Source organism: Ruegeria sp. BF10, from assembly GCF_056538725.1.
On record NZ_JBQFTR010000008.1, the window covers coordinates 70,073 to 92,548 of the forward strand.

Here is a 22,476-nt window from a genome sequence, read left to right on the forward strand (position 1 = left end):
CCAAGCGCCGCGCAAATCTTGCAGCGGGGGCTGGGGCAGGGATTATTGAGTGAATAAAAGGTTTTCATTTTCATGAACAAAGTCGCAGAGCCGATGGAGACGAACAGCACCACACCCGAAGAGCTGATCGCATCGGAAACCGCCGGCATGAGCCTGAGCGTGGTCATTCCCGCCTATAACGAGGAAAACGCCGTCCGCCACACGGTCGAGGACGTGCGCACCCATCTCGAACCGCTGGGCATTCCCTATGAGATCATCGTGGTGGACGATGCCAGCCAGGACAACACCCGCGCCGAGGCCGAGGCCAGCGGCGCGACCGTCACCTTCAACGATGTCAATTCCGGCTATGGCGCCAGCCTCAAGCGCGGTGTTCGGATGGCGCAGCATGAATATGTGGCCATTCTGGATGCCGACAGCACCTATCCCGCGCGCTATCTGCCGGGAATGCTGGCCCTGTGCCGCGATCAGGACATGGTCGTGGGCGACCGGGGCGCGGCGATGAAGAACGTGCCGCTGCTGCGCCGTCCGGCCAAGAAATTCCTGTTCGCCTTTGCCTCGTTCCTGGCCGAACGCAAGATCAACGATCTGAATTCCGGCCTGCGGGTGTTTCGCAAATCCGAGTTGATCCCGTTCCTGCCGCTCTTGCCACAGAATTTCTCGTTCACCACCACGATCACGCTGTGCATGACCTCGAACGGCAAGCGGATGATCTATACGCCGATCGAATACGGCAAGCGGGTGGGCAAATCGAAGATCCGGCCGATCGATTTTCTGAACTTCATCATCCTGATCCTGCGCATCAGCACGCTGTTCAATCCGCTGCGGGTGTTCATCCCGCTGGGTCTGGCGTTTTTCACGCTGGGCACGGTGAAGTTCATTATCGATATGTTCTACTGGAACCTCAGCGAAACGGCGGTGTTCTCGTTTCTGGCGGCGATCATGATCTGGTCGCTGGGGCTGATCGCCGACATGATCTCGCGGCTGCATCTCAGACCGTGACATGAGCGGCAAGCTGCTTTCCGACCCAAATCAACGGCGCTGGCTGATCCGGCTGGCCGGATCGGTTCTGGTGCTGGCGATCCTGTTCTGGATCCTTCCAACTGATGCAATCGTGGCAGCGCTGAGGGCGATCCCGATCTGGGTTTTCCTGTCCGTGTTCGTTCTGTTCCTGTTGGCCCATGTTGGCGCGGCCCTGAAATGGTGGCTGCTGCTGAACCGGGGGCTTTCGCCCCTGCTGGCCATCCGGGCGCATTTTGCCGGTCTCGCCGCCAACCTGTGCCTGCCCGGTGCAATCGGCGGCGACACGGTGCGCGCCGGTCTGGCGCAGGCGGCGATGAAGGACGGCGCGCAGGTTGTTGCGGGCGCAACCGTTGACCGGCTGATCGACATGGTGGCGCTGCTGACCCTGTCCTGTCTGGGCCTGGTCCTGACATGGGAAAGCGCGGCGGGCGGGCATATGATCTGGCCAGTGGCGCTGATCCTGCTGGCCGCACTGGCAGGTATGGTTGCATTACCGCGCCTGCTGCCCCTGCCCTGGCGCTATGTCCCGCCGCTGCCCGGCAAGGGCTTTGCCCATCGTCTGGCCGATGCGCTGGCCGGGATGGGCCGCAAACCCGGCACGCTGGCAGTCGCTTTCATCGCATCTGTGCTGATCCAGCTGTTGCTGGTCCTGCTGGCCTGGTGGCTGGCCATCGCGGCGGGTGTCGATGTGGCCGCCGGGCCATGGATTTTTGCCTGGCCGCTGGCCAAGATCATCGCCGTGCTGCCCGTGTCTTTGAACGGGCTGGGCCTGCGCGAGGCCACTTTGGCCGGTTTCCTGGCCCCCTTCGGCGCCAGCGCCCCGGCTGTCGTGGCCGCCGGGCTGGTCTGGCAGGTTGTGTTGTTTACAGCGGGCGGGTTTGGCGCGCTGGTTCTGACCATGTCCGGAATGCGGTTCAGCGCCCCGGCAAATTCCCAAAAGGAAGAGTGCAAGTGACGGATGTTTCCCGACCAACAGGCGGCGACACGCCTGAAATCATTATCCTCGGTGCCGGGCCGGCCGGTCTGGCCGCGGCCCATGCCCTGACCGGGCAGGCCAAAGTGACCGTGATCGAACGCGCGCCCAGTGCGGGTGGCAATTCGGCCTCATTCCCGATTGATGGCGTGATCTGCGATTATGGCTCGCACCGGTTTCATCCGGCCGCAGAGCCCGAGGTTCTGGCCGATGTGAAAGCCCTGCTGGGCGACGATCTGCTGCTGCGCCCGCGCCACGGGCGCATCCGGCTGGGCGGCAAATGGATTCACTTTCCGCTGAAACTGACCGACGCGCTGATGCGCCTGCCCAAACCCTTTGCCGCGTCGCTGATCGGCGACATGGTGCTGAAACCCTTCCGCAAGAAAAGCACGGGCCCCGAGACATTCTCGACCGTGCTGTATGACGGGCTGGGCCCGACGATTTCGGACAATTTCTATTTCCCATACGTGCGCAAGCTGTGGGGGCTGGATCCGGACAAGCTGGCGGTGAAACTGGCGGAACGACGCGTCGGCAGCGGCTCGGTCGGCAAGATCCTGATGAAGATGCTGCGCCTGCTGCCGGGGCTGCGCAGCGAAACGGCGGGCCGGTTCTTTTATCCGCGCAAGGGGTTCGGGCAGATCTCGGACGCGATGCGCAACAGTGCCGAGGCCAATGGCGCCACCTTCCTGTTCAACACCGAAATCACCGCCATCGAGCGGGATGGCAATCGCATCACCGGGTTGACGATCCGCGACGAAGAAGGCGAGCGGCACCTGACCGGCGATCTGATCCTGTCGACCATCCCGCTGACCGGGCTGACGCGCCTGATCGGCGATGCTCCGGCCGAGGTGGTCGAAGCCGCCCGCGCCATCCGCTTCCGGGGCATGATCCTGCTGTATCTGGTGCTTGAGACCGACCAGTTCACCGAGTTCGATGCGCATTACTTCCCGGAACTGTCGATCCCGATCAGCCGCATGTCGGAGCCCAAGAACTATAACGCCAGTGGCGAGCCGAAGGGCGTCACCGTGCTGTGCGCCGAACTGCCCTGCGACCCGGATGAAAAATGGTGGTCCATGTCCGACGAGGAACTGGGGCAGGAATTCACCAAATGGCTGGGTCAGTTGGGCCTGCCCGTCACCGTGCCGGTGCGCCGCTGCGAAACCCGGCGGCTGAGCCATGCCTATCCGGTCTACGATGTAGGCTATGAAGACCGGTTCGATACGGTTGATCAGTGGCTCTCGGATCTGGACGGATTGCTCGTATTTGGACGGCAGGGCCTGTTCGCCCATGATAATACGCACCACGCCTTTGCCATGGCCTATGGCGCGGCGGATTGCATCGACGACAAGGGCAATGTCGACCGCGCGAAATGGAACAGCTATCGTGAGGTCTTTGCCACCCATGTGGTGGAAGACTGACCCATGCCCGCCTGGCAGGTCGATATCCTGATGTATCATTCGATCTCGGACGCGCCGGGGCCAACCTCGATCGCGCCCAACATCTTTGCGGCACAGATGCGGGCGCTGGCGGCGTCCGGCCTGCCGGTGGTGACGCCGGACGCGCTGGCCAACCCGCCTGCCCCCCGTGTGGTCATCATCAGCTTCGATGACGGGTTTGAAGATTTCGCCGATACCGCCTGGCCGATCCTGCGCGAACATGGCTTCTGCCCGATCGTCTATCTGCCCTCGGGCCTGATGGGTGGCACCGACAGCTGGGCCGGGGGCAATATCCCGCCCCGCCCGCTGATGGATTGGGACAGGGTCAAGGCGCTGGCAGCGGAAGGGGTCAGCTTTGGCGCACATAGTGTCAGCCATCCCGATCTGTCGACGCTGGATGCAGAGACCTTGGAGGAAGAAGTCACCGGATCCGGTCAGGATATTGCCGCCCGGCTTGGTCAACCCGTCCGGCATTTCGCCCCGCCCTATGGCGCGTCGAACCCGAATGTACGCGCACAGATTGCCCGGCACTACGACACCTCGGTCGGCACCCGTCTGGGCGTGGCCGGGCCAGGGGATGACATCCACGACCTGCCCCGGCTCGAGATGTTCTATTTCACCGACATCGCCCGCTGGCAGGCGCATCTGGCCGGGCGGGGCGGCCCCTATTTGGCGGCCCGCAAACTGATGCGCGGCGTGCGAAGCGGGCTGAGCAGGGTGCTGCCCATCAACTGAATGTCAGGCTTCGGGTGCAAGCGTTCCGATCCGGTGGGCATTCGCCATCACACTGAATGTAATTGTCGTCGCCGGGATGGTCGGCAGGACAGAGGCATCAACGACGTGAATGCGCGTCGCACCATACGGGCGCCCCAGCACATCGCTTTCACCCGGGCCCGGGTCATCCGACATCGGCAGATCACCTCCGACATGAAAACTGGCCCCCGGCGCCCCGAACCGCGCTGCAAAAGACAGGCTGGTCAGACCAAGCCCCCGCAAGGCCCGGCCATAGCGCGCGAGTACGGCGCGCATTGTCTCGGCGGTTGCGGGATTTTCGTTCAGTTCCGGGCGTAGCCGCCCATCCTCTGCCAGACGCAAGGCTATTTCATGCGAATGATCGGAATGCAGGAAAACCTGCGCCACGATCAGACGTCGGGCCAGGGCCTCAAGCAGCGGCCCGCTGCCGGGTATCCGGTTTCCATAGTTCTGTTTCAGATCGCGGGCATAGTATTCATTCCAGGTATAGATCTGCGCGTGAACCAGTTGCCGCGACACGCTCGGGTCATCCAGTTCGGCAAAAAGCTGCGGCAGCGTCTGATAGGGCAAAACATCGGGCCGCCTGGGTGCCCGCCAGCGGTGCAGCATCGGCAGAAAGGCCTGCTGGCTGTCTTTCAACACCAGCTCCTTGCCCCGCAAGCCGGGTGACGCCAACAGGATACGCGCGCTTTCCAGCACCCCGGCGGCCAGAAACACCTGGTTTCCGCGGACATCGCTGCCATCTGCCAAAGTGACGGCAACCTCGTCGCCTTCCTCGCGGACCTGCCGCACCACGTGATCCGCACGGTAGGCAAAGCCCGGCTCTGCCTGCAACGCCATGCGGGTTTGTCTTGCAGACCAGATCAGCGACCACGGGCACCCGTGCAGACACAGCCCGCAGGTCTGACAGCCCGGCCCAACTGCCTGACGCGCCAGACCGACATGCATCCCAGCCCCCTGCAATGCCTTCGCCTTCTGCCTGGAACGGGCCAGCAGCATCTCGGCCTGTGCGGTTGGTGGAACGGGTGTTCGGCCTGTCATATCGCAGGCGGGAAAGAGATCCTGCAGCCCGTCCTTTTGTCCGGACACAGGCATTATGTCCGCCACCGCGCTGTAATGTGGGGCAAGATCGTCGGTCGTTATGGGCCAGTCGTCGATATCCGCCTGCCGATACGGCAAGACCGCAGCGCCCCAGACATTGGACAGCCCGCCCGCCGCCCGCGAGGCGCGCAAAGCAAACCAATCCGCCCCTTCCGCCAAGATGCGCGCAGGTGAGGCCAGCGCATAACCTGTCCCATAGCGCCACACCTCGCCTTCCGGGGCCTGAAACTGAGGCTCCATCCAGGCTGTACGCGCCTCAGCGGTCCAGTCTTCGGCGCGGGTTCGGGACATCTGCTGCACCCGGTCCGTGACCCCGGGCCCCGGTTCCCCCCCGGCATCCAGCATCGTGACGTTTCGCCCCCGCGCCAGCAAGGCCCGGGCGACGGAAACCCCGGCAGGCCCGGACCCTATGACAAGATCGCTCACTGCGCCTTTACTGCCCGGACCAGAACCAGCATTTCATAGTTGGGATCATGGGTGGACAGTTCTTCGGGCGCAATTTCACTGGCCCCAAGGCCGTGCAGGTTGCAGATGCAGGTAAAGACATTGCCAACGGTCGACACCTCGACATTCTCTGCCGGGAAGACCGCCCGGAACAGGCGGCGCTTGGACTGGCTGGTGAAATGCCAGTATTCGCCCCAGTCATCCACGCCTTCACGGCGCGCCACACGGGTCATCCCATGCGAGGTACACAGCACCACGCCACCGGGTTTCAGAATGCGTTCCAGCGTAGCAATCGCCTTGTCGACCTCAAAGATCATCTGAAGGGTCTGGGTGATGATGATGCAATCGAAACTGTTGTCGGGAATATGCGGCGCATCGGTGATATCCGCCACGATGGTGGCCTGCGGATTGCCCTCGACATAGCTCAGTACATCCGCCTGCGTGACCCGGTCACCGCCGAATTTCTTCGTATAGGCCGGATCGCCGAATTCCAGAACCCGGCCACAGATGTCGTCGCTGTGGTTTTGCAGGAATTCTTCCATGTAATGGCGTTCGATGGTCAGCAGATCGCGATCCTGCCCGAACACGGCACTGATCGGCGACAATCGCCGCAGCCCGCCGAAATCCACCGACCCCACGGGGGTCGATTGCAGATTGTGCAGCCGCTGCTGTTTGCGGATCCATTTCCGCAGCCTTTCGGGCAGCAGCACAGTCGCGGTGTCGCGCACCAGCTTTTCAACTCTTTGTCCCGGTGTCATCGTGATCAGCCCTTCATGCGTAGGCTTTGGCGCGTTTCTCGGCCATGATATCGGCGATGATATCATCCAGCGTGCGCGCCGGGCTGAACCCGGTATAGCGCCGCAGCTTGGACACATCCGGCAGACGGCGGGCCATGTCTTCGAACCCTTCGGGATAGACCTCTTCGTAAGGCACCAGTCGGATTTCCGAGGTTGAGCCCGTTGCGGCAATCACCTTTTCGGCCAGCCCCCGGATCGTCACTTCCTGTTCACCACCGATATTGAAGACCTGCCCCCGGGCTTCGGGGACATCGAGCAGACGCATGAGCGCCTCGATCACATCGGCCACATGGCTGAAACAGCGCGATTGCTCGCCGGTGCCATGAACTTGAATCGGCTGACCGGCCAGGGCCGCTTCGATGAAGTTCGGCACCACCATGCCATAGCGCCCGGTCTGGCGCGGGCCAGTCGTGTTGAAAAAGCGCAGCACGACCACCGGCAGATCCACCTCGCGCGCATAGGCCAGCGCCATGAACTCGTCCAACGTCTTGGCACAGGCATAGGACCAGCGCAGAACGCTGGTGGCACCGATCGTCAGATCGTCATCTTCGTTGAACGGGAATTTCGATGCCTTGCCGTAGACCTCGGAACTGGAGGCGATGAAGACCAGGGGCTTGTGGCGCAGGGCCGCCCGCAACACGTTCTGCGTGCCGTCCACATTGGTTGCAATCGACTGGCTGGGCTGATCCATGATCAGCTTGACCCCAACAGCGGCAGCCAGATGAAACACCGCATCCGCAGCCCCGACCAGCTCTTCGACCAGACCGGTATCCAATACGCTGCCTTCGACAAAACGAAAGGCGGAATGATCCTGAACGGAAGACAGGTTTTGCAGCGATCCGGTGGACAGGTCATCCAGCACCGTCACCTCATGCCCATTGCCAATCAGACGCTCGGCCAGATGTGACCCGATAAAACCGGCCCCGCCCGTGATCAATATTTGCATGAAAAACCCTCGTACCAACAGAATCCACTCTAATGCCACAGGCTTAGCATAGGGATCGGTGGCCACCAAATGGTAGATACCGCTATGGTGCGCTGACAGGCCGGGCCTGCACAGTTTTGAGAAAAGGGCTGAATTGTTGCACAACGCATTAAGAATGTTGAACCTGCGGACATGACCGAAAAACACGTGGACCCCCGCCCCGGCGACGGGCTTGCAGGCCAGCGCGTGGTCGTGACCGGCGCGACCGGCTTTATTGGCCGGCGCCTGATCGATGCGCTGCTGAAACTGGAATGTGATGTGACCGCCTTGCTGCGCACGCGCCACGGGGCTGCCGCGTTGGAACAGGCCGGAGCAAAGGCACTGGTTTGCCCGCTGCACCCCGGCCCGGCTCTGACGCAGGCGCTGGACGGCGCGGCGGCTCTGTTTCATCTGGCTTACGATTTCCGGGCCCCCGGCGCGGAAAACCTTGCAGCCTTCGACGCGCTTGTCAAAGCCGCTGAAGACGGGTCCTGCAAACGCATCGTGCATCTGAGTTCCGCCGTGGTCTATGACAGCTGGCCAAACGGGCCGATCACCGAGCGCAACCCGATCACGCCGGAAGATGTGCAAAGCTATCGCGGTGCCAAAATTGCGATGGAACAGAGACTGTTACAGGGGCAGTGCGACGCTTCCATCTTGCAGCCAACCATCGTCTACGGCCCCGGCAGTGCGCTCTGGACCAACGGGCCATTGGCGATGATGCGCCGGGGCGGCATCATCCTGCCCGACCCGCCCGGACAATGCCCGGCCGTGCATGTCGATGACGTGGTGCAGGCCGCCCTGCGCGCGGCCTCATCACCCCGGGCCGGGGTCGAGCGATACCTGATCAGCGGGCCGGACACGCTGGGGTGGAAGACGTTTTTCGAAGGCTATGCCCGGCTTGCCGGATGCGGAGAGGTTCGGATTGATCCGGCTGCAAACCCGGCCCCACCCCCGCCGCCCAATGGCAATGCGCCCGCAGGCCCCTCTCTGGCGGGGCAGCTCAGCGCGCATCTGCGCCGCCTTGTCGGGCGCCGCCGGGTCGAGGCCACCGCAGACTGGGTACGGTCCGTTCAGGCCCGGCTGGCGAACCCCCGGCCCGTGATGCCTGACATGGCCGGGCGCAGGCTTTTTGCCGGCCTGCCAGAGGTTTCAACCCAACATGCACAGGATCAGATCGGGTATGTGCCTCGTGTTTTCTTCGATGAATGGATCGAGCACATGCGAAAACAATCGGCGCGCTGATTCAAGACTGCCTTGTTTTTGGAAACACCCATGCCGGGTCTTTGCCGGGAATGACAAATTAGTTGGCTTCGTTTCCGATCTGTCCTATCCGATGAAGAGAGAAGGTTTCCAATCTGCTAAGCTAATTTTAATTCAGTGTGACTTTGTACGATCAGGATAGATTATGAACTACGAAACCTCGCACCATCAGTCCCTCAAGCAGCTTATCGCGGCGCGCGATGCGCGGGTTGCCGTGGTTGGGCTTGGCTATGTCGGGCTGCCGCTGGCGCTGACCGCCTATGATGAAGGGTTTGATACCACCGGCGTTGATCTGAACCCCGACCGGGTGGCGCGGATTAATCAGGGCGATCAGGTCATATCCTATCTGGCATCCGACCGGATCGCACAGGCGGTGGAGAGTGGGCGCTTTCGCGCAACGCAGGACGCCGCAGCACTGGCCGAGGCCGATATCATCCTGATCTGCGTGCCGACCCCGCTGACCGACGCACAAGATCCGGACATGCGCTTTGTCGCTGCCGCCGCGCAGACCATCGCGCAGCATCTGCGCCCCGGTCAGATGGTGGTGCTGGAAAGCAGCGTCTGGCCCGGCGCCACGACCTCACTGGTTCAGCCGATCCTCGAAGCGGGCGGTCTGCGGGCAGGTTCCGATTTCTTCCTGGCCTTCTCGCCCGAGCGCGAAGACCCCGGCAATGACAAATTCGACACGCACAGTATCCCCAAGGTGGTTGGCGCCGACGATCCGCTGTCGCGGCAACTGGTCGAGGATTTCTACCGCGCCATCGTCACCAGCGCCGTACCGGTCAGTTCGGCCGCCACGGCCGAAGCGGTGAAACTGGTCGAAAACAGCTTCCGTACCGTCAATATTGCGCTGGTCAACGAGTTGAAGACCGCGCTTGAAGCAATGGACGTGGATGTCTGGGAAGTGATCGAGGCGGCGGCGACCAAGCCGTTTGGCTTCATGCCCTTCTATCCCGGTCCTGGAATTGGTGGGGCCTGCATCCCGGTGTCTCCGGCCTATCTGGCCTGGCGCGCCGCGGATGCAGGATCTGATACGCCGCTGATCAATCTGGCCCGCTCCAGCAATGACGCGGTCCCTTCGATGCTGGCGGCACGGATGGCGGCGGAACTGGCCGCGCGCAACGGCTCGGCGCTGGCGGAAACCGGACAGCCCCTGACCGGGCAGCGCATCCTGCTGATGGGCATCGCCTATAAGCGTGATGTCGAGGACACCCGCCGCAGCCCGGCGCTGGTGCTGCTGGACGAACTGGAAAAGCTTGGGGCCGAGGTCGAGTATCACGACCCGTATTTCCCCCGCCTGCCCGAAGGTGGCGAATACCCGCAGCTTGCGGGCCGGACATCTCAGCCGCTGACAGCAGAAAATCTGAAACGCTATGCTGCGGTGGCCGTGATCACCGATCACAGCGCCCCGGATTATGGTCTGGTCGCGCGCGAGGCCGCGCTGGTCTTCGACACGCGCAACGTTTTTGAAAAGCAGGGGATCAGGGTGGCAGACGGACGGCTGGTCAAGATGTGACCGTCTTGCCGGCGGTGGCACACCCCCCGTCGGATTCTGCCCGAATATCGATATGTGTTGACAGATATTCTCTGCATCAGGACACTTTCCAGGATAACACCATGCGGGTTCAGGAGCGATAATTGCAGGTTTCATCAGCTGCCTCATCTCATGTGAAGTCGGCCTCTGCACAATTGCGCGGTGAATACCTGATCAGTATTGCCATTCTGGCAAAGGGCGATATCGCGGATATCGAGAAGACAACGCTTGAGGCGTTGCAGTTTCTGGAAAACACAACCGAGTTCTTTGAAATCCTGCTGCTTGTCGGAACGACGGATTACGATCGCAACCGGGACGTTTTTGACCGTCTGTTCCGTCTGCGCAATCTGCGCAGCCTGATCCTGCGTGAAGGAACCGGCGAGTACCGCGCCGCCGTAATTGCCGCGATGGAAACAATAGGTGATTTTGCGATCATTGTTTCCCCAGATGAACGCCCCCTTATCGATCTTCGGAAGATCTACGACACCATGACCAGCACCGGTGCCTCGGTCAGGTTGCGGAACCCAAACCGGGCTGGTCTCCCGGCCCGCGCTGCGGCCGGTTTGCTGAGCCTGATTTCCGGCTATGACGTTGATCCTCAGATTCTGCGGTCAGCGGCGTTTCATCGCTCTCATATCGGGTGGATCGCCTCAAGGTCCGATCGGGAAATTGCCTTGCGCTTCATGCCACGCAGCGGCGGACATTCCGAAGACGTCACGACATTGGACGTCGATCCGGGTCAGGATTTCCGCAACAGACGCTCACTCTACCTCAAGTTCGGGATGGCGATGGAAATCCTGTCCAACTCGCCCCCCAGTATTCTGCGTTTTCTGGCGATGCTGAGCTTTTTTGTTTCATTCTGTTCAGTTCTGTTTTTCTTCTACGCGATCTGCCTGTTCGTCTTTGGCGCCACGCTGCAACCCGGCTGGTTCACGACCAGCATCGCGATCAGCGGCTCCACCGCGCTGGCGGGTCTTTTGTTCGGCGCCATTGCGACAGCGCTCTATCAGATTCTCAACAGATTGCAGGACAATACGGGTGACGAGGTCATCCGGGAATTGAACAACACCGATTTCTTCAAGAATTTCCGGAGGGTCAATGTCGAGACCATGGCTCCGGATTGACGCCCCCGATCAACCGTGATGACCCATTCAGCCCCCCCTGAACCGGCAGGTGCTGCGGATTTCGACGTCGTCATCATAGGCGGCGGGTTCTTTGGCTGTGCACTCAGCCTGCTGTTTCGCAGTATGACCGACCGGGTATTGGTGATCGAACGCGACGCCGAGCTGATGACGCGTGCCTCGGCGGTCAATCAGGCGCGGGTTCACTCTGGCCTGCATTATCCCAGAAACTTTGTCACCGCGCAGCGGTCCCTGAAGAACTTTCCGATATTCACAGACGCCTTCCGAAGTTGCATTCAGGACGATTTCGAAATGCTCTACGCCATCGCCCGGCGCAAATCGCATGTGCAGGCCAACCGGTTCGAGGCAATGTACAAACTGATGGGTGCCCCCATTCAGCGCGCCAGCCCGTCGCAAAGCGCCTTGTTCGACACAACCGAAATCGAGGCGGTATTCACCTGTCAGGAATATGCGTTTGACTGGACCAGGCTGCGGCAGCACCTGCGGGCAAGAATGGCCAAGCATGACGTACCTATCTGGTTCGAAACCGAAGCACATCGGGTTCGGAAGACCAAAAGCGGGCATCTCGAAGTCGACCTTTCGAACGGCGCCACGGTTGGCGCTAAAACGGTTTTCAATGTCGGCTATGCCCAGATCAATACATTGCTGAGAAACAGCGGTCTTGATCTGTACCCTCTGAAACATGAAATGGTCGAGATTGCGCTGGTCACCCCCCCTGCCGAGCTGAACCACCTTGCCGTCACCGTAATGGACGGGCCTTTCTTTTCGGTCATGCCCTTCCCGGCTGAAGGGGCCTATTCTCTGTCGCATGTCCGCTATACGCCTCAGGCGTCGTGGATCGATACACCTGCGGGCCCTTCCGCATATGAACAGTTCGAACAGTTGCAGCATCACAGCCGCTGGCGTCATATGGTCAATGATGCGGCGCGCTATATGCCCTGCCTGGCTGGCATCGAATGGCAGCAGTCACTGTTTGACGTAAAGACGGTGCTGTTGCGCAACGAGTTTGACGATGGACGGCCCATCCTGATGGATGAGCACGAGCAGATGCCGGGCTTGTTTTCAATACTCGGAGGGAAAATCGACAATATTTTCGACCTGTTCGAGTTTCTCCAGGCCAGGCGCCCGGACTGGGCCGCGTTGTCACCACATCTGGTGACCGAGACCTGATGCGCTTTCTGAGGTTCACAGCAATCAGCGGGATCGGTCTGGTCGTCGACATTGTGATGGCCCTTTTCCTGCATCGGGTTGCCGGGGTCCCGCTGTGGCTATCGGCGACGCTGAGCTTTCTGGCTGTTGGTGCATGCAACTATCTGCTGTTTGAATTCTGGCTGTTCCGCTCTGACAACAGTGCCGTTTCGATGCGGCGTCTGGCCGGGGTTCTGCTGAGCGCGGCCTGTGCCGGCGGTGCCAGAATCGCAACAATCGTGGCAATTGAGCCCTTTGTTGACGCTGCTCTTACAGCCAGCTGGCTACGCGACACTCTGATCCTGTTGGCGGGGGCCAGCGTGTCACTTACGGTGAATTTTGTTATAAACTCCCGCATTGTTTTCAAACGGAATACGCAAGGGTTACCACCGGAAGAGTTGTAAGCCTGATCTGTGTGTCAAAGAGTTTCAAAGGATTAAAAAATGGATTGTCTCGTCGGATATACAGGGTTTGTCGGCGGGAACCTGGTTCGTCAGCACAAATTCTCGGGCCTTTTCAACTCATCCAACATTGACCAGGTGGCTGAACATGACTGTGACATGCTTGTGGTTTCGGCCGTCCCCGCTACGATGTGGCTGGCCAATCAGAACCCCGATGCGGACCGGGCCAATATTCTGGGATTGTTCGAAAGGCTGCGTCATGTACGGGCAGATCATGTCGCCCTGATCTCGACAATCGCAGTCTACCGCGACCCATCCGGCGGCGTGACCGAAGACAGCGACGATTTTGAAACCGAACTTGCTTATGGACGCCATCGCCGGGAGTTCGAGACCCTGATTGCGGATTGCTTTCCACGCCATTCCATACTGCGCTTGCCGGCTTTGTTCGGGCACGATCTGAAAAAGAACTTCCTGTTCGATTGCATGAACCCGGTGCCGTCTTTCTTGAAGCCTGAAAAATATGACGCCTTGTACACGGCAACAGAGGCTGCCGAACGGCACATTGTCGAACAGGGCTTCAGCTGGGATGAGACCGCCCGGATGTGGCGCTGCAACCGGGCTGAAATAGCAGCTTCGGGCACCGGCGAACATCTGCGTGAAATCTGCGAAACCGCCGGGATCACGGCGCTTGCCTTCACGCACGCCGACAGCATGTTCCAGTTCTACGACCTGTCCAGACTGTGGCGCGACATCATGACAGCCCGTGAAAGCGGTTTGTCCTTCCTCAACCTTGCAACCCGTCCTCTGCGCGCCGGCGATATTTATCAAAGCCTGACGGGAGCCCCCTTCAACCACCGTGAAGCACCGCAGATCACTCAGGATATGCGCAGCCGGTTCTCACAGCTCTGGGGACGTCAGGATGGCTATCTGCTTGGACGGGATGACATTCTGTCCGGTATCCGGGAATTTACCGGGATCAACCAATGAAGCTGTCTGTTTCAAATATCGCCTGGTCCCCAGATCAGAGGCTGGACGCTTATGCGCTGCTGCGTGACCATGCGGTCAGCGGCCTTGAATTCGCACCGGGGTTGCTGTTTCCCGATCTGGCCGCGCCGCTGGATGCAACGGCGCAGGAGTGCGAACAGGTCCTCTTGCAGCTTGCGGAATTCGGGCTGCGCCCCTCTTCGATGCAGTCACTTTTGTTTGGTGCCGATAACGCCCGGCTTTTTGGCTCGCCTCTGGAACAGGAAACCTTGCAGGACACCATGAAGGGCGCGATCAGGCTTGCAGCCCGTCTGGGGTGCGAAAACCTTGTATTCGGGTCCCCGAAAAACAGGGTGATCCCGGATGACATGACAAAAGCGCAGGCCGAGGCAATCTGGCGCGACAGTTTCTTCAGGATGGGGGATGCGGCGGCAGCGGCAGGTGTTGTCATCGCGCTGGAACCCAACCCGGAGCAATACGGCACGAATTTCATGACCCGCATCTCGGATACGCTGGATGTTGTCAAATCACTTGATCACCCGGCAATTCGCATGAACCTGGATCTGGGGGCCGCCATCATGACGCATGAGATCGAAACATTCGAGACCTGGCTTCCTGCCGCTCTGAGCGTTTCAAACCACGTTCATCTCAGCACCCCAGAGCTGGCTCCTCTGTCAACGCAGGTGCCGGTTGTCAGACATGCAGCGGGCCTGTTGGACGCGACGGGCTGGCGCAAGTGGATTTCGGTTGAAATGCGCGGCGGGATTCCCGCGCTTTCGGAATCTCTGGCCTCGTGTTTCGGGCCGCGATGAGAGGGGGCCACATGTCCATGGATGAACCAGACCACCAGGTCCCCGCATATCAATGCACCGTTTTCAAACCCCGTGTGTTTTCCACGGCTCTGGTGATCCCGGTCATCAACGAAGGCACACGACTGCTGGGTCAATTGGACGCCATCGCCGACCTGCAACCGCCGGTGGACATCATCATTGCCGATGGCGGATCCGACGACGGGTCTACGGATGCGCAGCAACTGGAATACAGAAGGGTCCGGGCCTGCCTGACCAAGACCGGCCCCGGCAGGCTGAGCGCGCAATTGCGAATGGCCTATGCCTGGGCGCTTGAACAAGGGTATGACGCGATCATTACCATGGACGGCAATGGCAAGGATGGCGTCGAAGGAATCCAATCCATCCTCGAAAAGCTTCAGGCCGGATATGGCTATGTGCAGGGGTCGCGCTATGCACCCGGAGGCAGCGCGATCAACACCCCCCTGTCACGGTGGATCGCAGGTCGCCTGATCCACGCGCCTTTGATCAGCCTTGCGGCGCGGCACTGGTTCACCGACACCACCAACGGGTTCCGCGGTTATTCCCGCGCCTTTCTGACAGACCCGGGTGTGCGCCCGTTTCGGGACGTCTTCATGAACTACAATCTGCTGTTTTACCTGTCCGTACGGGCCTCGCAGCTCGGGTATGACGTCACCGAAGTCGGAGTGACCCGGGCCTATCCAGACAGTGGAAAAATACCAACTAAAATCAATGGGTTTCGTGGAAAATTCGACCTATTCGGCGAATTGATCGGGGCCGTGACAGGACGCTATCACCCCAAGGTTTAGACACTCAAACCGGCATTGCGAAATTCAACGACACCACCGATTTCCGGTACAAGGCGAAGGCAAGGAAAAGATGAACACCCACCAGTACTGGCCCGGCATAATTCTTGCGACCCTCTCATTTCTTCTGCTGCTGCCACTGATGCTATGGCTGCCCGAACAGTTCGGGCACGCACCCGGCGTGATCAGCGCGGCACAGGCTGAAGGGTACAACAATCGGATTGCACATCTCACGAGCCTGCTGTGGATTCTGTTTACCCTGACGGGTGTCTGGGTGTTGTCCCGCAACACAGACCAGTCCCCCATCGCCCCTCCGCGATCTGTAAACAAGCCGGGTTTGGCCCTGTCCTGCCTGCTTCCAATGATCACAATTCTTGCCGTTGTGTTCCTGTACTTCCCCCCTGCGCTGGCACCCAAAGGATCGTATTTCGAAGAGTCCATCCATTTGACAGCCATACACAGGATGCTGGGCGGAGATGTTCCATATCTGGATTTCGAGTTCCTCTACGGGCCTTTGATGCTTTATCCGGCCTACTGGTGGACCCAGCTGACATCCTTCTCACTGACGTCCTTCTACACCTATGTGATGATGCTCGAACTGCTGGTGATGCTGGCTCTGCTCATTCCCATTCAGACGTATATTTCATCATTCTGGGCTCGGGTTGGCGCGTTCCTGCTGCTGTCCAGCCTGTATTTCAATACGATGCTCGGACCAAACCAGAATGGTCTGCGCAAACTTATGGGCGTTCTGATCCTGATCAGCGTCGCCCAACGCCCTTTGCATTTCGGGCTAAGCGCGCTCCACGGTGTGGCGGTCGGGCTTCTGCTCAGTTATTCGCAGGAATTCGGAGCTGCGACGGCAATTGGCATTCTGGCGATCTATGCGTCGCTGTTCATCAAATTGCGGGACAAACGCGCCATCCTCGCGTTGCTGCTTACAGGGGCTGTATCCTGTATCGTCTGGCTGGGATGCCTGTGGCTGCTTCTGGGACCGGCCATGATGGATTACTTTTCCGTCATCCGTTACCTGACGGCCCAGTTTGATTCCGGAGAGGCCGCATTTCGCTTCTACTGGACAGCTTCAAGCCTTGCCGTATTTGCCCTGATACTTATCGCAATCTGGCTTGTCGGAACCGCCCTGAGCCGCAAGTGGACCGAAATGCCAGGCCCCGGCGATCTATTGGCCATCGGCGCGTTGGCCTATGCCGCGCTTTTGCTCAAAAGCGGCCTCAGCCGGGCAGATCAATGGCACCTTGTTCCCTGCGCCCTGCCCATAGCCTTCAGCCTCATTCTGCCACTGCGCACGTCTGTCATGCCGATTACTCGGCGTGTTCGCGTGCTGGGCATCATGCTGACACTGATACTGGCCCTGACCTATTCCTTCGGACAGTTCACAATCGTCCGATACGTCTTCCGCGAAGGATTGCTTGCGAATTACAAGGCCATGCTTTCGGATCAGGCCCCCCAGACCGCACAGCATATCGACAGCGAAAGACCAAATATTCTGAACGAACGCAGAAACCCGTCTGAGGATATCGTCGAACTTGCCACCTTCCTTGCAGAGCCGCCACAAAGGGGCGCCAGGGTTTTCGCCTATGATCGCCTGTGGTCTTTGCCCATGAAAGTGGGTGTTTCCAAGTTCGGCTACCTGACAGACAACTTCATCTACGGGGATGACCGGGGCAATTTGCTTCGTCAGGCACTTTCAGAAAATCCGGATGTGCTCGTCGTGATCGAACGCGAAGCTTATGACTGGCTGAGATCCACACCCGAAGACACATCCGCAACGCCCGAGCCGGACTGGATCAGTTCAGGGCAGTTTGGCCGACTGCGGGAAATTCTGTCATCGGCCCATGTTCCTGCTGTACCGACCGAAGTCGCGCAAATTCAAACGCGGTGGCGGCGTTTGGTCGGCAATTACCTGGCTGACAATTATACGCCGATATTCAGCAACGACAGTTACGTTGTGCTCGGGTATCGAAACGAACCGACGGATTAGCACAACCATATCCTTTGGCCTCTGTTTCGCGCGCGAAACATCATGTGCCGCGCGCGTGCAACCAGGCTTTCAACTCCGCAAGAAATGTCTCGGACATTCCATCGCCGGACAGGGTGACCTGTGCACCGTTTCGACTCTGTTTCAACTGAATGCCGCCGAATGTCTCTTTCAGGGGGGTCTTGGCAGCAGGTGGGTTTTTCCCATTCGACCCCAGGCCGCTCACTGCACGGGTCAGAGCGGAAATCTCGGCTTCCCCGCTCTGAGGTGCGGCCTTCCGCAGAGCGGTGGTGATCAAGGAAGCGGCTTTTGCCTCCTCCTTCAGAACTTTCGCAATCGACAGCCCCAACCGTTCAGGAATCGCCGAAGGGAACTGCAAATGGTCATCCAGGGCGTGATAGATCGCGATGAACGAGCCGACCTTGGATCTCTTCGCCCGGCTGGCCGACGCGAAAAGTCCGCGCAGGGCAGTGGCTTCATCCGGGTAAACCCCCTGCTCTGCCGCGCGCGCCACGATCCGGGCACGCTCGTAATAGCTCAGCCCGACGCGGATCTCGTTTTCCTCGACCATGGCTACGTAAGCATCCGAAGCACTCTGTGGCTGTCTGAGGAACGCGCGTACGGTTTCAAAGCGGGCCTCACCCGTCTCCTGCGCCAGCGCCCGAAGCGCGGTCATGCGCCGCCAACCCGAGATCAACCCGTAACGCCCGCCCTCCAGTTCCACGACCTCGATCGGGGTCTGCTGGCCGCGGGTCTTCAGGCTTTCCCTCAGCGCCTCCATGTCCGCGTCATCTGCCGCCATGCGGTCACGCACCAGATAGGTTTCTTCGATGACGTCCAACGGCAGATCCTGCACCAAGCGCCCTTCGGCCCGCGCGGCACGCAATTCTCCGGACAGCTCTTCCAGCGCCGCCTGAGCCGCCGTGGCCCCGGCCACCTGCGCGACCGGCGGCGCGGCGCGGGGTGTATCTGCGGGAAACATGGGGTTCAGCCCAGGGGCAGGGTGGTTGTCTTCCAGATAATCCGGCCGGGCAGGGGTCAGTCGTTTGCGTTTTGCCATTGGTTTCTCCTTTTCCTGCGCGGATCAGACTCTGTTTCGGGACATGGCAGGCGTGTTTCGCGCGCGAAACATCGCGCTCAGAGCGACAATTCCGGTGTTCCCGCCTCTTCGGCCTGCCGGGCCCGTTCTTCGCCCCGCCAGACGCCGATCAGCAGCTTCTTGAACGAGGCATAGGTGGCATCAAAGGTTTCCCGCCCGCGCACATAGGTTTCGCGGTTGAAATCTCGGTAATCGGCCTCGTAGATACCGTTGACCTGTTCCCCGGCCTGACCGATCAGCGCCGTGTAGCCCTGCCAGTGCGGCGACAGGGTCCGGCCCAGATAGGCCTGCATCAGCCCGGCCAGTTCCGCCTGCTGGCTGCCGTCATAGCGGGTGATGATCGTGCGCACCGCATCCCACTGAAACGCCATTTCGGGTCGCCCCAGGGCGCGCGCGGCCATGTTCTCGCCATCCTCGATGGACTGGAAGGTGGAATGCAGCATGTCAAAGAACCGCCCCGTGGAGTCGAACTCCAGGAACGAGGCCCCCATGGGCACCAGAAGGATATCCGATGCGGCCAGCCCGTTGATCGTCAGATAGCCAAGGGCAGGGGGGGTATCGATGAAAATGATATCGTAATCGTCCAGCACCCCATCTTCGTCCAGCGTATCGGTCAGTGCATCCCACAGCTTCCAGCTGCGGCCCTGCATTCGCCAGACGGGGATCTGGAATTCCGCCCAGTAGAGGTTCAGCTGAGCTCCGATCAGATCGATATTCGGCCAGTGGGTGGTTTGGATCAGATCGCTGCTGCGGGTCTTCAGCGCCTCGGACAGGGTGTCGTCGATCGGATGCGGGGCCTCACCCCGGTCAAGACGCCCCTGATTGTCGCGGCGCAGATGGGTGGCGTAATGACGGGCGAGCAAGGGGAACACCGTCTGCCATTCATCGCTCACCTTGCCGCCGAAGATCGATGTCATCGAACCCTGGCTGTCCAGGTCGATGACCAGAACCTTGTAGCCGTCCAGAGCCGCCGACATGGCCAGATGGGCGCAGGTCGAGGTTTTGCCGACGCCACCCTTGAAATTCGCTACCGAGACGATCTTGGCGGGCAGACCCTCGGGGCGGTAGGGACGGTATTCTTTTGCCTTGGATCCTTCCGAGGCGAAATGCGCCCGCAGCCGCAGAACTTCATCCAGCGTGAACCACTTGGCGCCGCCCTCGGTTTCGGACTGTCCCTGGGGCAAATCCGGATTGCCTTTCAGGACCCGGCGAAAATGGGCTGGTGCCACAGGGATCAGATATTTGGTGATTTCCCAGGTTGAAAACAGGCGCAGCTTTTTCTGACCGTTTTCTTCCAGCCCCCGGTTTGCCAGGTCGCTACGACCCCGTGCACAGGCATCCGCGATCTGTGAGAACTCATGTGTTCCGGTTGGATCACCCAGTTCAGCATAGGCCAGATCCGGATCGATATTGAAATACGGGGGAAGCCCCTCGGAGGTTGCTGCTCGCATTGAAATACTGCCCATGTGCTATGTTTTCGCAAATATACCACAAAAGGACGCATGTGAAAGCATTATGAGCACAAAACCGGATTTTCTAAGCAAAATTAAGGGGTAGAAACCCTTCGAGACGCTGCTTTTGAGCGTACAGCAAAAAAATGTTCCGTTAGAATCCTGTTATCTTATTAGTTACGGGTCAATTCAAATTCTCTTAAGTATAAGAAAAAAAAGGGGTTTTTGTATTTCTTGTAGATCATACTGAATCTGATCCCACGATAGGGTGACTCTGATCCCACGTTGCAGTGACTCTGAACCCACGTTCCGGCGGCTTTACGCATCCTGTGGATAACTCTACGGTGAGCGTCAATAAAACCACGAACAAAGATTCGGGCAGGACATATGGGCAGGGCAGTATGAGCGGGTCGGGGGCGTTGTTGCCTGACCGGCACCCAACGGGCGATTTTTTTGTATGCGATATCTTCGATGCGCTGCCCAAGACAGATATGGGTTCGATGGAGCATCCTATGTTTTCGCTCTCGACCCGGCCGGATCGGCGGATCCTCAATTACGAACATAACGGGGTCGAGATCACGGTGACGCCTTCGGTGCGCGGTCTGGCGACGATCCACGACAAGGACATCCTGATCTTTTGCATCAGCCAGCTGATGGCGGCGATCAATGCGGGCCGGACGGTCAGCCGAGTGCTGCATCTGACAGCGCATGATCTGATGGTGGCCACCAATCGCGAAACCAGTGGTGATGGCTACAAGCGTCTGCGCGAAGCGTTCGAGCGGCTGGCCGGCACAAGGATCACCACCAACATTGTGACGGGTGAAAAGGAAACCACCACCGGGTTCGGCCTGATCGAAAGCTGGGAAATCGTGCGGCACACAAGGGCAGGACGGATGGCCAGCGTCAGCGTGAAACTGTCGGACTGGCTGTTCCGCGCGGTGCTGGCGAAATCGGTGCTGACCCTCAGCCGCGATTACTTCCGCCTGCGCAAACCGCTCGAGCGGCGGATCTATGAGTTGGCGCGCAAACATTGTGGCCGTCAGCCCGAGTGGCGGATCTCGGTCGAGGTGCTGCTGAAGAAATCCGGCTCGGCCTCTCCCCGGCGGGTGTTCCGCAAGATGATCCGTGACATGATCGCAGCCGATCACCTGCCCGATTATGAGATGACCGAAGAGCCGGGCGACCTGATCCGGTTCTCGCGCCGGGGTCAGGTGGTCGAGGGGCCGGACAAGCCGATCCTGCCGCCGCAGGCGCTGGAGGAGGCCAGGGCGATGGCGCCGGGCCGCGATGTCTATGCGCTGGAAGCGGATTGGCTGGCTTATTGGGCCGCGTCAGGCCGCCCACAGATCAGAAACCCGCAGCGGGCGTTTCTGGGTTATGTGGCCAAGCGGGTCGCCGGACGGGACTAGGGCATCCCGCTGCGCATTTGCTGATTTGATGGAAGATGTTCCGGTACATTGTAAAGGATCAGCCCGAATAGGCGTGATCCTGTTTCTGTGCCTGTGGTCTGAATGACCGGATGGCGAAGATCACGATGACGGCGGCAAGGATGAATGCCCAACCCGCCAGCATGTAGACTCCTATGACCATCAGGATGGACATGCCGGAGTACAAAGCAAATCCACTGGCTCCCAAGCCAACAAGGACAGCTATTCCGAGAATTCCCATCATGTTATCCGGTCCTCCGGCATTGGTCTTGGCCACGTCAGTTTCCAGAGTGGCCGTGTTTGTGCCACCGGGGTGAGTGCCCGGTATGATTCCGCGCCGGAATCATGGCAAAACTGTGAACCACCTTGGGTTAAAATTTGGTTATTTTTACCTGACGGGGCTTTGCCCCACTACTCGTTCAACACAGCGTGTTTTTTTTGTTGAGACATGAACATGTCTTGCTTTTCTGATGTGTAATTTATGAGGGGCAGCCATTTATGGCAATGGAGGTTCGTCAAGACGTGCAAAGGTCCGCCTATCTCGATTTGATTTCAGAATGCAGCCGATTTCGCCCATGGCCATTTTGACCGGCGCCGCCAATTCTTCCGTGCTTTTCCGATGGCTTCATTCAAAGGCAAGCAAACGCCCGGGATACGCAATCAGGGTGTCGAACGGAGAGGGGCGCGAACAGGGCTTCGACCCATGCCGTCATTTTTTGGCAAACGATTACCCCAGCAGATCCGCCGCCGGGTTTTCGGCGATATCGACGTCGTCATAGTATTTCTGCGCCTGCGCCACAGAGCGGTGCAGCGACAGGCGCATGGCGGCCTGGATCGGCGCACCGTCCAGCGCGGCCTGAGTCAGAAAGCCAGACCGCAACCCGTGAG

Annotated in this window: 20 protein-coding genes; 14 read left to right on the plus strand and 6 right to left on the minus strand. The window is 59.7% G+C overall.

Translation table 11 applies throughout. From position 1 onward, the window contains the following. The first annotated feature begins 72 nt into the window (after positions 1-72). Genes ACR0DJ_RS19370 through ACR0DJ_RS19385 form a run of 4 tightly spaced genes read left to right on the plus strand, consistent with a single transcriptional unit; the run spans position 73 to position 4,164 of the window. Positions 73-999 (plus strand): glycosyltransferase family 2 protein, encoded by a 927-nt coding sequence (locus ACR0DJ_RS19370; protein WP_170347046.1) that lies wholly within the window; start codon positions 73-75, stop codon positions 997-999. Between the two features lies 1 nt (position 1,000). Next, positions 1,001-1,975 (plus strand): lysylphosphatidylglycerol synthase transmembrane domain-containing protein, encoded by a 975-nt coding sequence (locus ACR0DJ_RS19375; protein WP_170347048.1) that lies wholly within the window; start codon positions 1,001-1,003, stop codon positions 1,973-1,975. Further along, entirely contained in the window at positions 1,972-3,411 is a 1,440-nt protein-coding gene (locus ACR0DJ_RS19380; RefSeq protein ID WP_480686062.1) for a protoporphyrinogen/coproporphyrinogen oxidase, read from the plus strand. The genes ACR0DJ_RS19375 and ACR0DJ_RS19380 overlap by 4 nt, the downstream gene beginning before the upstream one ends. A 3-nt stretch (positions 3,412-3,414) precedes the next feature. Then, positions 3,415-4,164: a polysaccharide deacetylase family protein gene (locus ACR0DJ_RS19385; RefSeq protein WP_480686063.1), complete on the plus strand. Its 750-nt coding sequence runs from the start codon at positions 3,415-3,417 to the stop codon at positions 4,162-4,164. 3 nt (positions 4,165-4,167) lie between these two features. On the opposite strand, the gene ACR0DJ_RS19390 is transcribed toward ACR0DJ_RS19385, so the two are convergent. The 3 genes from ACR0DJ_RS19390 to ACR0DJ_RS19400 are packed head-to-tail and all read right to left on the minus strand — an operon-like array spanning position 4,168 to position 7,470. Continuing rightward, positions 4,168-5,709, minus strand: coding sequence for a GMC oxidoreductase (locus ACR0DJ_RS19390; protein ID WP_480686064.1), 1,542 nt, complete (start codon positions 5,707-5,709; stop codon positions 4,168-4,170). Beyond that, positions 5,706-6,485, minus strand: coding sequence for a class I SAM-dependent methyltransferase (locus tag ACR0DJ_RS19395; RefSeq protein WP_480686065.1), 780 nt, complete (start codon positions 6,483-6,485; stop codon positions 5,706-5,708). Before ACR0DJ_RS19395 ends, ACR0DJ_RS19390 begins: the two co-directional genes overlap by 4 nt. 13 nt (positions 6,486-6,498) lie before the next feature. Further along, positions 6,499-7,470, minus strand: a complete 972-nt coding sequence (locus ACR0DJ_RS19400) for an NAD-dependent epimerase/dehydratase family protein (protein WP_480686066.1) — start codon at positions 7,468-7,470, stop codon at positions 6,499-6,501. Positions 7,471-7,641: 171 nt separating this feature from the next. Here ACR0DJ_RS19400 and ACR0DJ_RS19405 point away from each other — a divergent pair, with 171 nt between their 5' ends. The 9 genes from ACR0DJ_RS19405 to ACR0DJ_RS19445 all read left to right on the plus strand — a co-directional run bounded on the left by ACR0DJ_RS19405 (position 7,642) and on the right by ACR0DJ_RS19445 (position 17,614). Beyond that, entirely contained in the window at positions 7,642-8,733 is a 1,092-nt protein-coding gene (locus ACR0DJ_RS19405) for an NAD-dependent epimerase/dehydratase family protein (RefSeq protein ID WP_480686067.1), read from the plus strand. Between the two features lie 163 nt (positions 8,734-8,896). After that, a complete protein-coding gene (locus ACR0DJ_RS19410) occupies positions 8,897-10,267 on the plus strand; it encodes a nucleotide sugar dehydrogenase (RefSeq protein ID WP_425080236.1) in 1,371 nt (456 codons plus the stop codon). 122 nt (positions 10,268-10,389) lie between these two features. Further along, positions 10,390-11,409: a hypothetical protein gene (locus tag ACR0DJ_RS19415; protein WP_170347070.1), complete on the plus strand. Its 1,020-nt coding sequence runs from the start codon at positions 10,390-10,392 to the stop codon at positions 11,407-11,409. An 18-nt stretch (positions 11,410-11,427) separates the two neighbouring features. Continuing rightward, complete coding sequence (locus ACR0DJ_RS19420; protein ID WP_480686068.1) at positions 11,428-12,597, plus strand: FAD-dependent oxidoreductase; 1,170 nt, start codon at positions 11,428-11,430, stop codon at positions 12,595-12,597. Further along, positions 12,597-13,019 carry a GtrA family protein gene (locus ACR0DJ_RS19425; protein WP_170347074.1) on the plus strand — a complete coding sequence of 141 codons (423 nt, stop codon included), beginning with the start codon at positions 12,597-12,599 and terminating at the stop codon, positions 13,017-13,019. The genes ACR0DJ_RS19420 and ACR0DJ_RS19425 overlap by 1 nt, the downstream gene beginning before the upstream one ends. 39 nt (positions 13,020-13,058) lie before the next feature. Next, positions 13,059-14,003, plus strand: a complete 945-nt coding sequence (locus ACR0DJ_RS19430; protein ID WP_171727145.1) for an NAD(P)-dependent oxidoreductase — start codon at positions 13,059-13,061, stop codon at positions 14,001-14,003. After that, positions 14,000-14,812 (plus strand): sugar phosphate isomerase/epimerase family protein, encoded by an 813-nt coding sequence (locus tag ACR0DJ_RS19435; RefSeq protein ID WP_170347078.1) that lies wholly within the window; start codon positions 14,000-14,002, stop codon positions 14,810-14,812. The genes ACR0DJ_RS19430 and ACR0DJ_RS19435 overlap by 4 nt, the downstream gene beginning before the upstream one ends. A 17-nt stretch (positions 14,813-14,829) precedes the next feature. Further along, positions 14,830-15,618, plus strand: coding sequence for a glycosyltransferase family 2 protein (locus tag ACR0DJ_RS19440; RefSeq protein WP_480686318.1), 789 nt, complete (start codon positions 14,830-14,832; stop codon positions 15,616-15,618). Between the two features lie 70 nt (positions 15,619-15,688). Next, complete coding sequence (locus tag ACR0DJ_RS19445) at positions 15,689-17,614, plus strand: hypothetical protein (protein WP_480686069.1); 1,926 nt, start codon at positions 15,689-15,691, stop codon at positions 17,612-17,614. Positions 17,615-17,654: 40 nt separating this feature from the next. Here the strand turns inward: ACR0DJ_RS19445 and ACR0DJ_RS19450 are convergent, their stop codons facing one another. Together ACR0DJ_RS19450 and ACR0DJ_RS19455 are read right to left on the minus strand one after the other, a co-directional pair. Further along, on the minus strand, positions 17,655-18,671 hold the full coding sequence (locus tag ACR0DJ_RS19450) for a ParB N-terminal domain-containing protein (RefSeq protein WP_480686070.1): 1,017 nt from the start codon (positions 18,669-18,671) through the stop codon (positions 17,655-17,657). A 77-nt stretch (positions 18,672-18,748) separates the two neighbouring features. After that, a complete protein-coding gene (locus ACR0DJ_RS19455) occupies positions 18,749-20,176 on the minus strand; it encodes an AAA family ATPase (RefSeq protein ID WP_170346937.1) in 1,428 nt (475 codons plus the stop codon). A 386-nt stretch (positions 20,177-20,562) separates the two neighbouring features. On the opposite strand from ACR0DJ_RS19455, the gene ACR0DJ_RS19460 reads away from it, so the two are divergent. After that, positions 20,563-21,570 (plus strand): replication initiator protein A, encoded by a 1,008-nt coding sequence (locus ACR0DJ_RS19460; protein WP_170346939.1) that lies wholly within the window; start codon positions 20,563-20,565, stop codon positions 21,568-21,570. A 58-nt stretch (positions 21,571-21,628) separates the two neighbouring features. Here ACR0DJ_RS19460 and ACR0DJ_RS19465 read toward each other — a convergent pair whose 3' ends face one another. Then, on the minus strand, positions 21,629-21,832 hold the full coding sequence (locus ACR0DJ_RS19465; protein ID WP_480686319.1) for a hypothetical protein: 204 nt from the start codon (positions 21,830-21,832) through the stop codon (positions 21,629-21,631). Positions 21,833-22,476: the final 644 nt, after the last annotated feature.